Origin of the sequence: Streptosporangium subroseum (genome assembly GCF_900188345.1) — a bacterium.
Lineage (GTDB): Bacteria > Actinomycetota > Actinomycetes > Streptosporangiales > Streptosporangiaceae > Streptosporangium > Streptosporangium subroseum.
Genome location: NZ_FZOD01000032.1, coordinates 1 through 17,207, shown reverse-complemented (window position 1 = coordinate 17,207; position 17,207 = coordinate 1). Strand labels below are relative to the sequence as shown.

General features: G+C 70.8%; 18 protein-coding genes. 10 read left to right on the top strand and 8 right to left on the bottom strand.

Going from position 1 to position 17,207, the window contains the following annotated elements:
• Positions 1-95 precede the first annotated feature (95 nt).
• A complete protein-coding gene (locus tag CHC08_RS27385) occupies positions 96-980 on the top strand; it encodes a hypothetical protein (RefSeq protein ID WP_143653366.1) in 885 nt (294 codons plus the stop codon).
• 61 nt (positions 981-1,041) lie between these two features.
• On the opposite strand, the gene CHC08_RS27380 is transcribed toward CHC08_RS27385, so the two are convergent.
• On the bottom strand, positions 1,042-2,142 hold the full coding sequence (locus tag CHC08_RS27380; protein WP_179282235.1) for a PucR family transcriptional regulator: 1,101 nt from the start codon (positions 2,140-2,142) through the stop codon (positions 1,042-1,044).
• A gap of 176 nt (positions 2,143-2,318) precedes the next feature.
• Here CHC08_RS27380 and CHC08_RS27375 point away from each other — a divergent pair, with 176 nt between their 5' ends.
• The 5 genes from CHC08_RS27375 to CHC08_RS27355 are packed head-to-tail and all read left to right on the top strand — an operon-like array spanning position 2,319 to position 7,182.
• The gene (locus CHC08_RS27375) at positions 2,319-3,014 is read left to right on the top strand and encodes an SDR family NAD(P)-dependent oxidoreductase (protein ID WP_089210250.1); all 696 of its coding nucleotides are present in this window, start codon (positions 2,319-2,321) and stop codon (positions 3,012-3,014) included.
• Positions 3,014-3,763: an SDR family NAD(P)-dependent oxidoreductase gene (locus tag CHC08_RS27370; protein WP_089210249.1), complete on the top strand. Its 750-nt coding sequence runs from the start codon at positions 3,014-3,016 to the stop codon at positions 3,761-3,763. Before CHC08_RS27375 ends, CHC08_RS27370 begins: the two co-directional genes overlap by 1 nt.
• A 19-nt stretch (positions 3,764-3,782) precedes the next feature.
• Complete coding sequence (gene speB, locus CHC08_RS27365; protein ID WP_089210248.1) at positions 3,783-4,736, top strand: agmatinase; 954 nt, start codon at positions 3,783-3,785, stop codon at positions 4,734-4,736.
• Positions 4,733-5,737 (top strand): polysaccharide deacetylase family protein, encoded by a 1,005-nt coding sequence (locus CHC08_RS27360; RefSeq protein ID WP_218825509.1) that lies wholly within the window; start codon positions 4,733-4,735, stop codon positions 5,735-5,737. The genes speB and CHC08_RS27360 overlap by 4 nt, the downstream gene beginning before the upstream one ends.
• Positions 5,734-7,182, top strand: coding sequence for an APC family permease (locus CHC08_RS27355; protein ID WP_089210247.1), 1,449 nt, complete (start codon positions 5,734-5,736; stop codon positions 7,180-7,182). The genes CHC08_RS27360 and CHC08_RS27355 overlap by 4 nt, the downstream gene beginning before the upstream one ends.
• On the opposite strand, the gene CHC08_RS27350 is transcribed toward CHC08_RS27355, so the two are convergent.
• From CHC08_RS27350 to CHC08_RS27340, 3 genes are read right to left on the bottom strand one after another with little or no spacing between them, the layout of a single operon-like run.
• Positions 7,179-8,192: an NAD(P)/FAD-dependent oxidoreductase gene (locus tag CHC08_RS27350; protein WP_089210246.1), complete on the bottom strand. Its 1,014-nt coding sequence runs from the start codon at positions 8,190-8,192 to the stop codon at positions 7,179-7,181. The two genes, CHC08_RS27355 and CHC08_RS27350, sit on opposite strands and share 4 nt — an antisense overlap.
• Entirely contained in the window at positions 8,189-8,749 is a 561-nt protein-coding gene (locus CHC08_RS27345; RefSeq protein ID WP_089210245.1) for an isoprenylcysteine carboxyl methyltransferase family protein, read from the bottom strand. The genes CHC08_RS27350 and CHC08_RS27345 overlap by 4 nt, the downstream gene beginning before the upstream one ends.
• A gap of 7 nt (positions 8,750-8,756) precedes the next feature.
• On the bottom strand, positions 8,757-9,836 hold the full coding sequence (locus tag CHC08_RS27340; protein ID WP_089210244.1) for a type III polyketide synthase: 1,080 nt from the start codon (positions 9,834-9,836) through the stop codon (positions 8,757-8,759).
• Between the two features lie 139 nt (positions 9,837-9,975).
• On the opposite strand from CHC08_RS27340, the gene CHC08_RS27335 reads away from it, so the two are divergent.
• A complete protein-coding gene (locus CHC08_RS27335) occupies positions 9,976-10,845 on the top strand; it encodes a UbiA family prenyltransferase (RefSeq protein WP_245878598.1) in 870 nt (289 codons plus the stop codon).
• A 153-nt stretch (positions 10,846-10,998) separates the two neighbouring features.
• Here CHC08_RS27335 and CHC08_RS27330 read toward each other — a convergent pair whose 3' ends face one another.
• Together CHC08_RS27330 and CHC08_RS27325 are read right to left on the bottom strand one after the other, a co-directional pair.
• Positions 10,999-11,931 (bottom strand): aldo/keto reductase, encoded by a 933-nt coding sequence (locus CHC08_RS27330; RefSeq protein ID WP_089210242.1) that lies wholly within the window; start codon positions 11,929-11,931, stop codon positions 10,999-11,001.
• Between the two features lie 321 nt (positions 11,932-12,252).
• On the bottom strand, positions 12,253-12,600 hold the full coding sequence (locus CHC08_RS27325) for a VOC family protein (protein WP_089210241.1): 348 nt from the start codon (positions 12,598-12,600) through the stop codon (positions 12,253-12,255).
• Positions 12,601-12,831: 231 nt separating this feature from the next.
• Between CHC08_RS27325 and CHC08_RS27320 the strand changes: the two genes are divergently transcribed.
• A complete protein-coding gene (locus tag CHC08_RS27320) occupies positions 12,832-13,677 on the top strand; it encodes a hypothetical protein (protein WP_089210240.1) in 846 nt (281 codons plus the stop codon).
• A 315-nt stretch (positions 13,678-13,992) separates the two neighbouring features.
• On the opposite strand, the gene CHC08_RS27315 is transcribed toward CHC08_RS27320, so the two are convergent.
• Positions 13,993-14,361, bottom strand: a complete 369-nt coding sequence (locus CHC08_RS27315; RefSeq protein WP_089210239.1) for a YciI family protein — start codon at positions 14,359-14,361, stop codon at positions 13,993-13,995.
• Positions 14,362-14,596: 235 nt separating this feature from the next.
• Between CHC08_RS27315 and CHC08_RS27310 the strand changes: the two genes are divergently transcribed.
• Positions 14,597-15,511 (top strand): SDR family oxidoreductase, encoded by a 915-nt coding sequence (locus CHC08_RS27310; RefSeq protein ID WP_089210238.1) that lies wholly within the window; start codon positions 14,597-14,599, stop codon positions 15,509-15,511.
• On the opposite strand, the gene CHC08_RS27305 is transcribed toward CHC08_RS27310, so the two are convergent.
• Positions 15,502-16,476 carry a helix-turn-helix transcriptional regulator gene (locus CHC08_RS27305; protein ID WP_089210237.1) on the bottom strand — a complete coding sequence of 325 codons (975 nt, stop codon included), beginning with the start codon at positions 16,474-16,476 and terminating at the stop codon, positions 15,502-15,504. The genes CHC08_RS27310 and CHC08_RS27305 overlap by 10 nt on opposite strands.
• A 349-nt stretch (positions 16,477-16,825) precedes the next feature.
• Between CHC08_RS27305 and CHC08_RS27300 the strand changes: the two genes are divergently transcribed.
• On the top strand, positions 16,826-17,207 hold a 382-nt coding region (locus CHC08_RS27300; protein WP_143653365.1), incomplete at its 3' end, for an endo-1,4-beta-xylanase.

Here is a 17,207-nt window from a genome sequence, read left to right as displayed (position 1 = left end):
GTCTCCTGGGGAGCCGGACGTCCGGCGGCCTTTTGCCTGATCAGGCGTGTGTCGTCTACCCGGTCCTTACCGGGTGTTTCCTAGCGTCCTGACCCATGACTATGAAAGTTCTCCTCGCATCCCTGGCGGCGGGGGCCATGGCTCTGCCCTCGCCCGTCGAAGCCCCGGCCGCCGACACGGTTCCGGATCTGACGATCCGCTCGGTGACCCTGAACCCCGCCTCTCCCGTGGTCGGGCCCGTCGGCGCGGTGCGCCTGGTGGTCGAGGTGGTCGCCCGTGGGGTCGCGGGCCCGGAGGGGGTGACGATCCAGGTCGAGCCGGGCGTGCCACCCGAGTCGTCCCGGATCGGGACCTTCCCCGTCTCCGCGTCCGGCTCCGTCTCCACATCCGTCCCGGGCGCGGTCCCCGGACCGAGGCCGACCCGCGTGCCCGGCCGGCCTTCCGGGACGCGGAAGGGCACCGTCGCCCGGTTGGCGGGTGGAGGGGCCGCGATCGAGACGGCGACGGTCTTCTCGCGTGCCGGGCAGGACTGGGAGACCTGGCGGTTCGCCCCCGACAAGAGCCTGAGCCGCTGGTATCCCGCGGGACGGTGGACCGTCACCGCGACGGCCAAGGGGGCGGGCGGCACGACGGTCACCGGGTACGCGCCGTTCTGGCTGAAGCGCGAGACCAGGTTCGGCGCGGTCCAGGCGGTCAGGAAGGGGACGGAGGTGCAGGTCGACGGCGTGTTGAAGCGGGTCGATCCGCGGGGAGTCGTGGACTACGCCCCGTTCGCCGGCCAGCCCGTCGAGATTTTGCACCGGGAGACGGCGCAGGCGGCCTGGACGACGGCGGCCACCGCCACGAGCGACGCCCAGGGGAAGTTCAGCCGGAGCGTGCCGGACCGCCAGGGAGGGGAGTGGCGGATCCGCTTCGCGGGAACGGGCCACTACGCCGCCCGTCTGGGCAAGATCCACCCGACCTCGCCGAGCGAGAGCTGAACCACGAGCCGAACCATCGGCCGGGACGGACCCGAGCCGCGGCACGCCCGGTGCCGGCCCGTCAGTTCTGCGCGCCCCAGGCCCACATCGCCACCGCGAGCGCGATCCGGTCCTCGAACCGCAGCGGATTACGCCCGGTCACCGCCTCGATCCGGGCCAGCCGATGCCGCAGGGAGTTGACGTGCAGGAAAAGGGCACGTGAGGCGGTGCCGACCGAGCCGTCGCTTTCGAGGAACGCCTGGAGCGTGTCGATCAGCCGTGTCCCGTGGGCGGCGTCGTAGGCGGCGAGCGGCCGGGCGATCTGCTCGATGAAGGGTTCGAGCCGGTGCGGCCCGATCCCGCCGAGCAACGCGGTGAACGTGGCCAGGTCCCCGGAACGGACGATCCCGCCACGCCGCCGGGCCAGGTCGAGCGCGGCACGGCTCTCCGACAGGCCGCGCGCCAGCTGCGCGAGGGGCACGGGACCGCCGATTCCGCACGGCACCAGCCAGGAGGCGGCGAGCTCGCGCGCGGGCAGTTCGTCGGCCGCCAGCAGTACGGCCACGCCGTCGGCGACGCCCAGGAGAATCCCCGGTGGCGTCTCGGTCCCCGTGGGGACCTCCGGCACGGGCAGCGCCGCCACGACGAGCGGGCGGTCGGGCAGTCCCGCCCGCTCGACGTGACCGCGGACGGCCTCCGCCGAGGCGAGTCCGGAGCCGACCAGGACCAGCAGCCGCCCGACCTCCTGGCGGTCGTGCTCCACGTCGTGGGCGGTGGCGAGCCGCTCGGCCAGCCACTCGGTGAAGCTGACGAAGGGCACGTTGGGGGGTACCTCGAACAGCGGCAGGTCCAGTCGCTCACAGGCCTCCCGCAGGGCCTCGGGAACCTCGGGGGTGACGTCGCCGATCCCGTATCCGATCGCGCTCGCCGTACTCGCGTGCACCGACTCCGCGAAGGCGACGGCCAGGGCGGGCTCGCGGAGGGAGGCCCCCACCGTCAGCACGATCTCGTGGCCGCGCAGATAGGGGCCGGGATTCAGCAGCTCGGTCGAGTGCGCCCAGCGGATCGGCCGGTCGAGTCCTCCGCCGCCCGCGACCAGGCGCAACTGGAACCGCGACTCCGCGAGAAGTTCTGCCACGGTCAGCCGCAGGCGGGAAAGACCCGATGGAGACTCCCTGGTCACGGTCATCACTATTTCAGATTAAACGCGCAATGTGACCGGTGCGTAACGCGACATTGGAGAACTGTACGGCTGGTCAGCCCCGTAGCGGTGCATTACCCCAAGCCTCTCCCAAAACCCTTGTCGCCCGCCTTCCCACCTCGTTTCCATGGACGCCAGAGCCCAGTCGAGGAGGTCGGATGAGGGAGCGGGTGGCACTGGTCACCGGCGCGGCGAGCGGCATCGGAGCGGCGGTCGTCGCGGAGCTGTCCCGCCGGGGCTGGGTGACCGCGGGGCTCGACCTGCGGCCCGCGGCCGGGGCCGACCACGCGATCGGCGTCGACGTCGCCGACCCCGCACAGGTGGGCGCGGCGGTGCAGCGGGTCGAACGGGAGCTCGGGCCGATCGGCGCGGTCGTGTCCGCCGCCGGTCACTACGCCATGGTCCCGGTCGCCGACATCACGCGGGCGCAGTGGCGGCACATGCTGCACGTCCACCTCGGAGGCCTGTTCAACGTCTGCCGCGCGGTCGTCCCCGGCATGACCGAACGCGGCCGGGGCGCCATCGTCGCCGTCACCTCGGAGCTCGCCATCGGCGGCGGGGACGGCGACGCGCACTACGCGGCGGCCAAGGGGGCGATCATCGGCCTCGTTCGGTCCCTGGCCGTCGAGCTCGCCCCCGAGGGCATCCGGGTGAACGCCGTCGCGCCGGGGCCGACCGACACCCCGCTGCTCGAATCCAGCTCGCCCTGGCGGGACCCGGCCTATCTCGCCACGCTTCCCGCGCGCCGGCTCGTCACCCCCGAGGAGGTCGCCGTGACCGCGGCGTTCCTGATCGAGGAGGGCACCTTCTGCTGCGGCGAGGTCATCTCGCCCAACGCCGGGGCGGTGATCTGATGCGCGTCGCCCTCGTCACCGGGGCCGCCGGCGGGCTCGGCCGGGCCGTCGCGCGCCGCCTGGCCGCCGACGGCGCCCTCGTCGCCGTGTTCGACCGTTCGCCGGGCCGGGAGCTCGACCTGCTCGCGGAGGAGATCGGCGGCTTCGCCGTACCCGCCGATGTGGCGGATCCCGAGGCGGTGCGGGAGATGGCGGCCGCGGTCGAGGAACGGGCCGGCGCCCCGATCGAGGTGCTCGTCGCCAACGCGGCGTACATGACCATGGCGCCGTTCACCGAGCACGACCTCGACGACTGGTGGCGGATCGTGGACACCAACCTCGGAGGCACCTTCGCCTGCGTCCAGGCGGTGCTGCCGGGCATGCGAGCGCGAGGCGGCGGCCACATGGTGTTCGTCGCCTCCGAATGGGGGGTCATCGGATGGCCCGGCGCCAGCGCCTACGCGGCGTCCAAGGCCGGGCTGATCTCGCTGGCCAAGACACTCGGCCGCGAGCTCGCCCCCGAGGGCATCGCGGTCAACGCGATCGCGCCCAGCGTCATCGACACCCCGCAGCTGGAGGTCGACGCCCGGGCCGCGGGGGTGAGCTCCGAGGAGATCCGCAGGCGGTACGCCGAGCGGGTGCCGCTCGGCCGGACCGCGGCCCCCGAGGAGATCGCGGCGGCCGTCGCCCACCTCACGGACCCACGCATGTCCTCCCTGGTCGGCCAGGTCATTCACGTCAACGGCGGGACCACCCGGGCCCGTGCCTAGAGACTGGAGAAGCAACGGTATGGGGCGCGACCACACGAACATCGGCCAGCTCAACGCGCTGGAGATCCCGCGCTACGCGGGGCCCGCGACGTTCGCACGCCTGCCACGCCGGGACGAGGTCGAGCGTTTCGACGTCGCCGTGGTGGGCGTGCCCTTCGACAGCGGCGTCACCTACCGGCCCGGAGCGCGCTTCGGGCCCGCCGCGGTACGGCAGGGGTCCCGGCTGCTGAAGCCGTACAACCCGGCGCAGGACGTGATGCCGTTCGCCGCGCAGCAGGTCGTGGACGCGGGCGACATCGCCTGCAACCCCTTCGACATCGGCGCGGCGGTGGTCCAGGTCGAGGCGGGGCTCCGCGAGCTGACGGCCGACGGCGGGCGAGCCGTGACGATCGGGGGAGACCACACCATCGCGCTGCCCGCACTCCGCGCGGCCACCGCGATGCACGGGCCCGTCGCGCTGGTCCACTTCGACGCACACCTCGACACCTGGGACACCTACTTCGGCGAGCCGTACACGCATGGGACGCCGTTCCGACGGGCCGCCGAGGAGGGGCTGCTGATGCGGGACGCGAGCGCCCACGTGGGCATCCGCGGCTCCCTGTACGACCCCCGCGACCTCGACGACGACGCCCGTTTCGGGTTCACGATCGTGCACTGCGCCGAGATGGACGTCATCGGCCCGCACGGCGTCGCCGAACGCGTGCGGGCCAGGGTGCAGGACGCCCCGGTGTACCTGTCCATCGACATCGACGTGCTGGACCCCGCCTTCGCCCCGGGCACCGGGACGCCGGAGAGCGGCGGGATGAGCAGCCGGGAGCTGCTGTCGGTGCTGCGGGGACTGTCGGGGCTGAACATCGTCGGCGCCGACGTGGTGGAGGTCGCCCCCGCGTACGACCACGCGGAGATCACCTCCGTGGCGGCGGCCACCGTCGCCTACGAGCTGGTGAGCCTGCTGGCCGGGAAGCGCCCGTGACGCGGCCCGGCGAGCCCGCCGAGTCCGCCGAGGGGGAGAGGCCCGCGATGCGGTCCGCCGAGTCCGCCGACAGGGAGGCTCCTGCGGTGCGATCCGCCGAGTCCGCCGAGCGGGGGACTTCTGTGATGCGGCCCGCCGAGCCGGTCGCCTGGCCGTACGGAAAGAGCGCGGCGGCCTCGTTCACCTTCGACGTCGACGCCGAGTCGGCGGTGCTCTTCGGCCATCCGGGGGCGGCGTCCCGGCTGAGCGTGATGAGCCACCAGGCCTACGGGCCGCTGACCGGCCTGCCACGCCTGCTGCGGATCCTCGCCGGGAAGGAGGTGCGGGCCACCTTCTTCGTCCCCGGGTACACGGCGCACCGCCACCCCGACGCCGTGCGCGCGATCGTCGACGGAGGCCACGAGATCGCACACCACGGCTACCTGCACGAGTCGCTCATCGACACAGGCGAGGCCGCAGAGGCGGAGATCCTGGACCGGGGACTGGCGGCGCTGGACGAGGTGGCCGGGGTGCGGCCGGTGGGCTACCGCGCGCCGATGTGGGAGCTGACCTACAACTCGCCCCGCCTGCTGGCCGAGCGCGGCTTCCTCTACGACTCCAGCCTGATGGACGCCGACGTGCCGTACGAGCTCGACGCCGGCCACGCGACGTCGATCGTCGAGATCCCCGTCCACTGGGGGCTCGACGACTGGGAGCAGTACTGCTACCTGCCGGACATCGCGGGGGCCGGGCTCATCGAGCACCCCGACAAGGCCGTCTCGATGTGGCGGGGCGAGTTCGAGGCGCTCCGCCGGGAGGGCGGATGCTTCGTGCTCACCAACCATCCCTTCCTCTCGGGACGCCCGGCGCGGGCCGCCGCCCTGGAAGGACTGATCGAGCATGTCGCCGGCTGCGCGGACGTGTGGCTGGCCCCGCTGGGCGACATCGCCCGGCACGTGCGCGGGCTCGCCCTGAAGCCGCGCGCCATCCCGAAACCCGAACTGAGAGGCAGCCCCCCATGACGTCGCCCTCCGATTCCGACGCCCGTCTCGCCACCCCGGTGGCCGACGGGCAGACCCTCCACAAAGGCTTCACCCTGCGCTCGGCCTGGGCGCTGGCGTTCGCCGACGTCTCCCCGATCGTCGCGCTGTACGCGATCTTCACGCTGGGACTCGTCGCGGCGGGGCCGGCCTTCTGGTGGGCGTTCCCGATCGTGCTCGCCGGACAGCTCCTCGTCGCCTGCGTCTTCGGCGAGCTCGCCTCGCGCTGGCCGTACGAGGGCAGCGTCTACCAGTGGGCCCGGCACGTGAGCGGGACCGGCAGCGGCTGGTTCGCGGCCTGGGCGTACATGTGGGGGCTCACCATCGCCCTGTCCACCCTGGCGTACGGTGCGGCGGGTTTCCTGCTGGAGGCACTGGGAGTGTCCGAACCCGGCAAATGGGTGACCGTACTCACGGCACTGGTGATCCTCGTGCTCGGCAGCCTCGCCAACATCGTCGGGCGCCGGACGCTGAAGATCCTCGTCACGGCGAGCCTGGTCTGCGAGGTGCTCGCCTCGGTCGGACTGGGCACGGTGCTGCTGCTCTTCTACAGGGTGAACCCGTTCGGCGTCCTGTTCGAAGGGGCCGGCGGGGCCCAGGGCGGCCTGTGGACCGCCGGCCCGATGCTCGCGGCCGCCGCCTACGTGGGCTGGTCGTTCGTGGGCTTCGAGGCGGCCGGGTCGATCGCCGAGGAGGTCGACGAGCCCGAGCGGAACGTGCCCAAGGCGCTGATCTTCTCGCTGCTGGCGGTGGGCGTCGTCGTCATGTACTCCGGCGCGGCGCTGATCCTCGCCATACCGGACCTGTCCGCGGCCGTCTCCGGTGAGGTGGCCGACCCCGTGGGAGGCACGCTCATCGCGCACTTCGGCTCGGCGATCGCGCGTCCGATGCTGGTCATGTTCGTCATCGGGTTCCTCGCGAGCTTCCTCGCGGTCCAGGCCGCGGTGTCCCGCGTCATCTGGGCGTCCGCCCGCGACCGGGCCCTTCCCGGGGCGCGGCTGCTCGGCCGGCTCGCTGGCGCCGAGCGGCTGCCGGTGAACGCGATCATTCTCACCGGGGCCGGTGCGGCGGTGTTCGTCCTGCTGTCGGGGTCGGCGCTGTACGCCGTGCTGGTCAACTTCACCACCATCGGCTTCTACATCGCGTTCGGCCTGCCGGTCTGGGGCGCGGCCATCGCCCACCTGCGCGGGAAGTGGCGGCCGGGAGCCTTCACACTCGGCAGGCTGAGCGCGCCGGTGACCTACCTCGCGGCCCTCTGGCTGGCCTTCCAGACCGTCAACATCTGCTGGCCCAGGGACACGGGCCAGGCGTGGTACGTCGAGTGGAGCATGGTGATCACGCTCGCCGTCGTCGGCGTCGCGGGAATCGCGCTCTACTCGTTCTGGTCAAAGAGGATCATGCCCGCGATCGGCGAGAGCACCCGCTAGGCCAGGGCGTGCACCGCGGCGCCGAACAGCAGGGGCATCCGCTGGGCCGCGGGGACGATCAGCCGTGCCGCGGTCCGGTGGCGGCGGGTCTCCACGAGTGCCCCGGTGAGCAGCCGGTGGCGCCGGGACAGCCGCCGCCAGGCGCCCTCGTACGCCTGGGGGGTGCCTGCCCGCAGGCAGTTCACCAGGGCCTGCGCGGACAGCAGCGCCAGCGAGACGCCCTCGCCGGTGAGCGCGTCGACGTATCCGGCCGCGTCGCCGACCAGCAGCACCCGCCCGGCGACCCGGGCGCGCACCCGTTGACGCAGCGGCCCGGCGCCGCGCACCGGGGTCGCGGCCGGTCCCCGCAGCCGGTCCACGAGTGCGGGGAAGTCCGCCAGGTGCTCCAGGTAACCGCGGCGCCGCGAGCTCAGCACGGCCACGCCGACCAGGTCGTCACCGACCGGTGTCACGTACGCCTCGCCGTCCGCCGCCCAGTGGACCTCGACGAAGTCCGTCCAGGGCGCGACGGGGTAGTGCCGGCGCAGGCCGTACCGGCGCGGCAGGCGGTCGGGCAACTCCAGCCCCAGCCGGGCACGGAGCGGGGAGTGCAGGCCGTCCGCGGCCACCAGCCAGCGGGCCCGCAGTCCTGCGGCCTCGACCCCGTCGCGGTCCTGCCGCAGCTCACCCACCTTGCCGGAGACGACCTTGATTCCCAGCTCGGCCGCCCGGAGGGACAGCGCGGCGTGCAGCGCGGTACGGCGCACGCCCAGCCCCAGGCCGTCGCGGAACGCGGCCTGAGCCTCGTGCCGCCCGTCCAGATAGCGGATCCCGCGCAGCGTCCGGCCCTCGACCCGCACGCCCAGCGACCGCAGGGCGGCGGCGCCGCTGGGCATCAGCCCCTCGCCGCACGCCTTGTCCACGGGCATGGGCCGGGGCTCGACCACCACGGCCTCCATCCCGGCCTGCGCCGCGTGGATGGCGGTGGCCAGGCCCGCCGGGCCTCCCCCCGCGATCAGGACGTCGATCACGCCCGCGCCCGCCCGGGGGACGGCGTGGAGACGAGCGAGGCCAGGGCGGCCTCCTCACAGCGGATCCGCACCACCATCAGCGCGGCGTTGAGTACGGTGAACACCAGCGCGGTGACCCACGCGCCGTGCACCAGCGGCAGGGCCGCGCCCTCCACGGCCACGGCCACGTAGTTGGGGTGGCGCAGCCAGCGCAGCCGGTAGGGGCCGCGGGTCACCGGGGACAGGCCGGGCACCACGATCACCTGGGTGTTCCACTGCGGTCCCAGCGCGGTGATGCACCACCAGCGCAGTCCCTGCGCGGCGACCACCAGGGCGAACATCGGCCAGCCGAGCGCCGGGACGAAGGGCCGGTCGGCCAGGCCGGCCTCCAGCAGGCATCCGGCCAGCAGTCCGGTGTGCAGGAGGACCATCCACGGATAGTGGCCACTGCCCGACAGCACCCCGCCGCGGGCCATGCTCCACCGCGCGTTGCGGCGGGCGACGACCAGCTCGGCGATGCGCTCGGCCCCCACGAGCAGCAGGAGCAGGAGGTACCAGGACGACAGATGCCAGGACATCGGGCTCCTACCAGCGCAGCAGTACGAGTTCGGAACAGAAGCCGGGCCCCATCGCGATGAGCAGTCCGGGCGTGCCCGGCGGCGGTGGCCGCAGGGCGAGGGTATCCCGCAGGACGTACAGTACGGAGGAGGAGGACAGGTTTCCCACCTCGGCCAGCGAGCGCCAGGTGAGGTCCAGCGCGCCGTCCGGCAACCGGAGGGTCTCGGCCACGGCCTCCAGAACCTTGGGGCCGCCGGGATGACACACCCAGGCGGTCACGTCCTGGGTGGTCAGGCTGTGATCGGCGAGAAAGCCGTGCACGTCGTCGGCCAGGTAGGTGCGCACCACGTCCGGGACGCTCGCGTCGAGCACCACCTGGAAGCCGGTGTCGCCGACGTTCCAGCCCATCACGTGCTCGGAGCCGGGATACAGATGGCTACGGGTGGCCACCACGGTCGGCCCGTTCGGTGGTCCGCCAGGTCCGGCGGTCCGGGGCCGCCACTCGTCGCCGCAGGCCACCACGGCCGCCGCCCCGTCGCCGAACAGCGCGCTCGCGACCAGGTTGGCGACGGAGGCGTCACCGCGCTGCAGGGTGAGGGAGCAGAGCTCGACCGAGAGCAGCACGGCCACGTGGTCCGGCCAGCCGCGCAGGTAGTCGTGGAGCCGGGAGATCCCGGCGGCCCCCGCCACGCAGCCGAGACCGAACACCGGCACCCGTTTGACGTCGGGGCGCAGCCCGATCACACCGGCCAGCCTGGCGTCTATGGAGGGCGCGGCGATACCGGTCACCGAGGTGAAGAGGATCATGTCCACATCGTCCGGCGCGAGACCGGCCGCCTCCAGCGCGCCGCTCACCGCCGCGGCCCCCAGCTCCACGGCGGCATCGACGAAGACGTCGTTGGCCATCCCGAAGCCGTCGAGCTTGGCGTACTGGTCGAGCGGCAGCACCAGATGCCGTGAGCCGACCTGCGCACCGGCGTGAAACCGGTCGAGCAATCGCCGGTTGGTGCCCTCGGGCAGACATATCTGGGCGAGCGCGTCGGTGATCTCTGCCTGGGAGTAGCGGTTGGGCGGAAGAGCGCCGTGCACAGCGGCGATTCGCGTCATCTGGTGACTACTCCCCGGGCTCGCGGACAGCGGACGTCTAGATCTTGCCCATCTGCGTGTACGGCATGCCTCGCGGACCCGGGCGGCGGTACGAGATATGAGCGGGCATCCGTACGCCGGTAATCGTTACGCTCCTTCTGTGACGACGAGCCGGTATTCGCGCCTGGGCCGGGGGACCGGGCTCGGGGCCGCCCTGGGGTTGGTGCGAGCCTGTCATCTGGGACCGACCGTGGCGGTCACCGTCCTGGTGACCGCGCTGGCCGTGGCGAGCGGGCGCGACGTCATCGGGTGCGTCCTCGTGGCGGCCGCCGTGCTGACCGGTCAGCTCTCGATCGGCTGGTGCAACGACGCGGTGGACGCCGGACGCGACGTCGCCGCCGGCCGTACGGGCAAGCCGGTCGTGGACGGTGCGGTGAGCGTCCGGACGGTGTGGGTCGCCGCGAGCGCCGCCCTGGCGCTCTGCGTGCCGCTCTCCCTCGCCTCCGGTCTGGCGGCCGGTGCCGTCCATCTCACCGGCGTCGCCGCGGCCTGGGCCTACGATCTCCGGCTGAAGGCCACCGTGCTGTCCTGGCTGCCCTACGCGGTGGGGTTCGGCTCGCTGCCGGGGTTCGTGACCCTGGGGCTGCCGGGACACCCGTGGCCGGCGTGGTGGGCCGTTCTCGCGGCGGCGCTGCTCGGCTGCGGGGCACACCTGGCCAACGTCCTGCCCGACATCCCCGGAGACCTCGCCACCGGGGTCCGGGGCTGGCCGCAACGGCTCGGCCCCGCCCGCGTCCGCGTCCTGATCCCCTTGCCGCTGCTCCTGGCGACGGGGCTCCTCGCCTTCGGGCCGCCCGAGCCGCCGGGCGAGGGAAGCTGGGCCGCCTTCGCCGCGGCGGGGGCGTTCACCGCCGCGGGCCTGCTGCTGGGCCGCCGCTCGCCCCGGGTTCCCTTCGCGGTGGCCATCGCCGTGGCGGCGGTCGCCGTGATCCTCCTGCTCACCCAGGGCACCGCGATCACCGCGCGCTGACCCGCTTCCTGGGACATGGCAGGCACAGCGTCGTCGGGGTCGTCGACCTCGCCCGCACCGAGTAGCGGCCCGTCAGAGACCTCGGACCGCGTCGAAGACGGTAAAAGGGAGGCCGCCGCTGTCGCGAGGCCTCCCTGCCCACCCGTTCGGTATCTAGGATCCGAGTCCGGCGACGGTGGCCGCCTCGGCGGGGGACAGCGTCCAGGAGGTGGTGTTGGCGGCGATGTGCTCGGGCTTGGTGGCGCCGGCGATCACCGATGTCACCGACGGCTGCGCCAGCAGCCAGCCGATCGCCAGCTCCGTGACGGTGTGACCGTTCTCGGCCGCGAACGCTTCGTAGGCTTCGACCTTGTCGAAGTTCTCGTCGGTGACGAGACCGGCGGCGAATCGCTCGCCGAACCGCGCGAGGCGGCTGTCGGACGGGAACTCCTCACCCCTGCGGTATTTGCCGGTCAGCATTCCCGAGGCGAGCGGGAAGTACGGGACCACTCCCATACCGGCCGCGGTGGCCGCGGGCACGATCGACTCCTCCACGGCGCGTGACAGCAGACTCCACTCGATCTGCGTGCCGGTGAACCTGGCCCACCCCTTCTCGCCGGACACCACGGCGGAGCGCTCGATCTGCTCCGCGGACACGTTGGAGCTGGCGATGTGCAGGACCTTGCCCGCCCGCACCAACTCGTCCAGTGCCTCCAGCGCCTCCTCGGTCGGTGCTTCGGCGTCGGGGTAGTGCTGGTAGTAAAGGTCGATGCGGTCGGTACCGAGGCGGCGCAGACTGGCCTCGGCCGCCTCGCGGATGCGGTCCGCGAGCACCCCCGGGGTGTACGGCTGGTCCTTGGGGCGGGGCAGGAACTTCGTGGCGATCACCACTTCGTCACGGCGCGAGCCGAGCGCGGCGCCGAGGAACTCCTCCGACTTGCCGTTGCCGTACATCTCGGCGGTGTCGAAGTGGGTGATCCCGGCGTCCAGCGCCGCATGCACGACGGCCGCCGACGCCGCGGCGTCGATCCGCGAGCCGAAGTTGTTGCAACCCAGCCCGACCACTGACAGTTTCGGGCCGCCATCGCCCAGCACACGCTGTTCCATCGTGACACCTTTGGTTCGTCGTCCTGCGGACGAATATGTTGTACGGGCTCGCGTCGGCGAGCCCAACGCGTTCTGACCGGGGGCGATCAACGGCGGTCGCCCGCGCCTGATCACCCGGAGCACCCGGGCGATGACGGTCCTCGACCTGCCTTCCGCGTTTCTCACCCGCCTGCCCACCCTCGATCTTTCCGTTCTATCAGAGTGGTGGTGTGCAGCCGTTGGCGGGCATCCTGCCTGCGCCGCCACTCGCCGTACAGCAGGTGCGTGCGCGCCTGCCCGGTGACCGGAGAGACACGGTCGAGCGGTCCGCGCCTCTGCCGGTCATCGGTGGCTGAGCACGTTGACGATGCGTCCGTTGGGGTCTCGGACGAAAAAACGGCGTACGCCCCAGGGCTCGTCCCGGAGCGGATGGACGATCTCGGCGCCGGCCGCCGTCACGGCCGCGTGCACCGCGTCCACATCCGCCACCTCGACGCTGAAGTCGGGCTGTACGGACGCCGAGGCATCGGGGCCGGTGAGCGTGATCTGTGCCGTCGGGTTGTCCGGTGAGGCCATGGTCACCACCCAGCCCAGGTTCATGACCTCCTCAAAGCCGAGCATTCCGTAGAACTCAAGGCTCTCACCGATCGCTTCACTGCTGATATCAGGCACTACCCGACGAATACTCATGGGCTTATCTTTTCCTGCCGGACCGACAGAGACCTGCTGCCCGGCAGCGAAGCCCGTTGTGCTGTTCTCTCGAAAGAGAAGTTTTGCGGGTGAAAGTAGGAAAATTGGATGATCAGCCGCGCGGCAGACTGTGGCGTGGGATGGCGGGCGAGGTACTGTCACCGTTTTGTGCCTGTTTGATCCTGTGATCAGGCCTGCCATGTCTGCTACTCGCCAAGGAGTGAGCCATAGATGGAGGACTGGTTCGATGAGCCGATCGTTGATCCGACCGTTCCGGAACCAGATCGGCGGCGGATCACCGGCGCGTCCGTCCTCCCCCTTGGTTCCTCCGAGTTTTCTCCGCGGACAAGGCGCTTCTTTGCGGTCGGCGGAGTCGTCGTAGGAGTGATCGGAGCCCTTCTAGCCGGTACGGCCATGCAGTCTGGTTCGTCCACCTCGGCGTTTGCATCTGTCCTGGCTTTTGCCGTCGCCGGCCTTTCTGTCAGCTTTGGTCGCCCGAGGCTCGCCACGCGACTGCAACGTCTCTACGGCGACTGCTACGTGGTTCCAGCGGAGCTGGACGATGAGGCTCGAGATCTGATCCGTCGCGCGCGGCAGGCGATCGAGAGCGTGTCCACATCCAGAGTGAACCGCCTGGGACTGCTCGACGGCATAGCCAACGATCTCGTTCTTCCGGAAAAGCTCTGGGACATCGCTCGTCTTCTCCGTACTCAGGCGGCGTTGCGGGCGGAGCAGGCCGAGGCGATGAATGAGGTGATCACACCCGAACTGGCGGCGGTCCTCGCCCCGCAGCGGGAAGCCCTGAACCGCTCGATGATGTCGGTCACCAAGCGGATTCTTGAACTTGAGGATTATGCCCATCGGGTTCAGGAGGCTGACGCGGCACTCCGGGCTCATGAGCTGTTGAAGAGCAATGACAAGTATCGAGACCTTCTGGCCCAGACCGACGATGCCCAGGGACTTCGGAATCTCACCGAACAGGTGGACGTGCTCGAAAGCACGCTGGCCAAAAACCTGCGCGACGCCATTGATGCGGGACAGGCCCTCGTAACCCTGGAAGACACCACCGCGGTATGAATCGGGTCCGTACCGAGTCGCGTCCTGCGGAATGACATCAGATCTCGATCGGTTGTCGCCAACGTCGGCCAAAGCGCCATTTGTACCAGCGAACCAGGTGCCGAAGGCCGCTGCTGCCACCCAAAACGAGGGCTGCTTCGTGACAGGCGGTGTCTGATTTCGGCTTCTCACGATGGCGGCGACGAGTCCTGCTCACCGCTCGCTGAAAGACCCTGCACCGTGTCCTCGGCGCCGGACGGGTACGCCGAGGACCTGCGGCGTCAGGTGGCGCGGCAGGTCCTCGAGCGGTGGGTCCTCAGAGGAGGGTCTCCGGGCTCACATGTCCGATCCGGCCGAGAACATCACCGGCCGCACCTCGATGCCCAGCCCGTTGATCCTGGTGTCGGGGATCTGCAGAGCCAGTTCGATCGCGCGCTCCCTGCTCTCGCAGTCCACCAGGTAGTAGCCGCCCATGTACTCCTTGGCCTCCGCGAAGGGCCCGTCGGTCACCGCCGGGACTCCGTCGTGCCGGCGGACGGAGGCGCTGTTGGCCGGGTCGGCGAGTGCGTGCGTACTGATCATCTCGCCGGACTCCTGGATCGTCTTGAGGAAGGCGCCGTGGCCGTTCATCACCTCGTTGCGCTCCTCCTCCGGCAGGGCGTCCCAGATGTTGGGGTTCGTCTGCATGATCAACATGTACTTCATCGATTCGATCCTCACGGTTTTTGACGCCCTGATCGGGTGCCTCTGACAGGTAGGTCGGAGCAGGTTGCGGGTTCTCGACATCGGCGAGGAAACCAATGGAGGGCGTGGCCGGAATGTCCCCCGCGAAAAGGATGGCACCACCTGCCGACGGCCAAGCTTCGTTGCCGACTCGGACCCGGAGCCGAGGCGGAAAGTCTGACGTTCCCTGTCAGGTATACCTGCCAGCATCGATCTCATGAGTGAATCACTGAGGGGGAAGATCGCGCTGGTCGCCGGGGCGACGCGTGGTGCGGGCCGTGGCATCGCGGTGGAGCTGGGTGCGGCGGGGGCGACGGTCTACGTGACGGGGCGCACCACCCGGGAGCAGCGCTCGGAGATGGACCGGGCGGAGACGATCGAGGAGACCGCCGAGCTGGTCACCGCCGCGGGCGGCAGAGGCATCGCGGTGCAGGTGGATCACCTGGTGCCCGAGGAGGTCCGCGCGCTGGTGGAGCGCATCGACCGGGAGCAGGGCGGGCTCGATGTGCTGGTCAACGACATCTGGGGCGGGGAGCTGCTGTTCAGCTGGGACGAGAGGCTGTGGGAGCACTCGCTGGACAAGGGCATGCGCATCCTGCGGCTGGCGATCGACACCCACATCATCACCAGCCACTACGCCCTTCCCCTGCTGATCAGGAAGCCGGGTGGCCTGGTCGTCGAGGTGACCGACGGCACCACCGAGTACAACGCGGACCACTACCGCCTCTCCTTCTTCTACGACCTGGCCAAGACGTCGGTGAACCGGATGGCGTTCGCCCAGGCCAAGGAGATTGCTCCGTACGGTGCGACGGCGGTGTCGCTGACCCCGGGCTGGCTGCGTTCGGAGATCATGCTGGAGGTGTTCGGCGTGACGGAGGCGAACTGGCGTGAGGCGCTGGTGAAGCAGCCGCACTTTGTCATCTCCGAGACACCCGCCTTCGTGGGGCGGGCGGTCGTGGCACTGGCCTCCGATCCCGAGGTGGGACGGTGGAACGGGCAGTCGTCGTCCAGCGGGCAACTCGCCCAGGTCTACGGTTTCACCGACGTCGACGGCAGCCGGCCCGACGCGTGGCGATACATGGTGGAGGTTCAGGACGCCGGTGGGCCCGCCGACGCGACGGGCTATCGCTGAGGCCGGTAGAGCAGCCCGGCGAGCCGGTCGGCGGCGTCGGCCATCCGGGCACGCAGCTCCGGAGGATCGACGACCTCGACCTCCGGGCCGAGGCGCAGCAGTACGGTGTACGCCACCTTCAGGGACTCGACGGGCAACTGGGTACGCACCCAGCCCTGCTCGTCGGGTTCGCCCGCCGCCGCGTGGGCCTGCTGGGCCGCCGGTGGCTCGACGGCGAAGGGCAGCGCGCGCATCCCCTCGGGGCTCAGCCGGACGGTGACGTGTTCGGTCAGCATGGACGTGACGAACCGCGCGGCCTTGTCGGCCCAGAATCCGGGCAGGTCGAACGTCTCATCCCGGACGAATGACGCCCCCGCCGGTTCGACGGAGACGACCCGGTCCACCCGGTAGACCCGGTAGTCGTCGGCGACCCGGCCCACCAGATACCAGACGCCTCCCTTGAGCACGAGCCCGTACGGGTTCATCGTCCGGGTCACCTCCCCGTCGCGGCGGTAGCGGAGTTCGACGGTCCGGTCCTGCCAGACCGCGTCCGCCAGCTCGGTCAGCCGCGGCGGGGGGTCGGCGTTGGCGAACCAGCCGGGAACGTCGAGGTGGAACCGCTGACCGACCCGTGCCGGGGCGTCCTGCAGCGCGGGTGGCAGCGCGGCCAGGACCTTCAGGCGGGCGGTGGCCACGACGTCGGCCAACCCCATTTCCCCCGCCGGACCGGGCAGCCCGGACAGGAAGAGCGCCTCCGCCTCGGCCCGGCTCAACCCGTTCAACCGCGTCCGGTAACCGCCGACCAGGCGGTAGCCGCCCGTGCGGCCGTGGTCGGCGTACACCGGCACTCCCGCCGCCGAAAGCTCCAGCACGTCCCGGTAGATCGTCCGCTCCGACACCTCCAGCTCGCGCGCCAGCTCGCCGGCGGTCATCGCCTCGCGCGATTGCAGCAGCAGCACCAGAGAGATAAGTCGAGACGCGCGCATCCTCCCATCCTGGCCTCACGCGTGCCCGCCGTTCCCCGAGGAGCCTCTTGTATCGCCCGCGTTGACGGCAGCCGGCATCCTGATTCATGAAACTTTCGGCAGGTTATTTGAGGCTGTCGCGGCATGACGTGCGCGGGAACGGCAATCAACCCGAAACATTTCTGAATTACGTTGACACATTTCGTGGCCCTCCTCAGACTGAGGCGTCAGGTAGAGCTCTCCACATCTTCACCCGGGTGTCAGCGGTACAGCCGCAGCTCAACATGGTTCCGGACCCAGTCGTGTCGACCGCTGCGATGCCGTACGCACGTTCCATTTTCCCGATTGATGTTCCAGTGGAGGAACAGACGTGATCGACAACGCCGTCCCACACGGCAGACCCCAAAAAAGCCGCTCGGGCATCCGCACCGCGCTCGCCATCGGCGCCGTCGGCGTTCTCGGCGCGGCCTTCGCCGTGGCCCTGTCCGCCCCGGCCAACGCCGCCACCACCCTCGGCGCCTCAGCCACCGAAAAGGGCCGCTACTTCGGCGCCGCGGTAGCCGCCAACCACCTCGGCGAAGCCCAATACGCCGCCACCCTCAACCGCGAATTCACCATGGTCACCCCCGAAAACGAGATGAAGTGGGACGCCACCGAACCCTCCCGCGGCTCCTTCAGCTACGCCAACGCCGACCGCATCGTCAACCACGCCATCGGCCAGAACATGAGAGTCCGCGGCCACGCCCTCGCCT